The 1,054-nt window shown below is 50.1% G+C and carries 1 protein-coding gene; it reads left to right on the plus strand.

The window, feature by feature from the left end; all coding sequences use genetic code 11:
- Positions 1–114 precede the first annotated feature (114 nt).
- On the plus strand, positions 115–810 hold the full coding sequence (locus tag M3090_RS15355; protein ID WP_249057727.1) for a DUF6266 family protein: 696 nt from the start codon (positions 115–117) through the stop codon (positions 808–810).
- The last annotated feature ends 244 nt before the right edge of the window (positions 811–1,054 follow it).

A 1,054-nucleotide genomic window follows, 5' to 3' on the forward strand; every position in this document is an offset into this window, starting at 1 on the left:
GAAACGATAGGAGTTTCTGATATGTGAAATCTTGCGAAGGGTTGCTGCAGAAATCATTCGAAAGAGGACGCTGGAATAAACCAAATCTTTAACCTTTTAATTTTTGATTTTAACATGGGAACAATTACCAAAGGTATTCTCGGGGGATTTTCCGGGAAAGTAGGGACTGTGATAGGCAGTTCGTGGAACTCTATCAGTTACATGCGTTCGTTGGCAGATGGCTATACTGACGCGAAGACGGAAAAGCAGGTGTGCCAACGGGGGCGTTTTGCGGAGGCTGTCCGCTTCTTGAAAACAATAACGCCTTATTTGCGCATCGGTTACAAGGAACATCCGGCCGGGCAATCGGCTTACAGTTCGGCAATGTCTTACGTGCTGAAAAACGCGGTGGAGGGTTGCGGCGCTGATGCGACCGTTGATTTCCAGAAAGCCATGATCAGCCGCGGCGGTCTGGTGGTGCCTGGAGATGCGGCAGTGGAAGCCGCAGCCGGGAAGTTGACGTTCACGTGGACGGACAACAGTGGCAATGGCAATGCGGCTGCCGACGATGTGGCAATGGTGCTGGCCTATAATAAGGTGAAGGCGGAAGCTGTGTATGACCTGGAGGCTGGTACAAGAGCCGATGGCACGGCAGAGTTGACGTTGCCTGGCAGTTGGGGCGATGAGGCGTTGGCCGTCTATCTGAGCTTTCGGAGTGCGCAGGGGCAGAGTGTGTCGAACAGTCTGTGCTTGCAGGATGATGAGGTTGCTTCTTCGCCCGGTGGGGAAGAGGACTCGGATGATGACAGTGGCCAAGGTACGTTTGGTTGATAAAGGCATCTGCCTTGTCTGAAGGTGTGGAGGTGTGCCCATGATGTGCAATTGCGGTTGCATATTGTCGGTGCACCTCTTGCTTATAGAGTTCAAGCCCCCTTCCTATAAGGGAGGGGCTATAAATTTTGAACGTAATGGGTTGAGGCCGAAGAATTTCAGAATTTGCGGAACGATGGGCATTATGTGCTGGAATTTTTTATACTTTAAATTTAGCATTTTATTGTTGCTTTTCATAAAAAAA

The sequence above is a fragment of the Bacteroides sp. ET71 genome (assembly GCF_023336905.1).
In the GTDB taxonomy this organism is placed as follows: Bacteria; Bacteroidota; Bacteroidia; order Bacteroidales; family Bacteroidaceae; genus Bacteroides.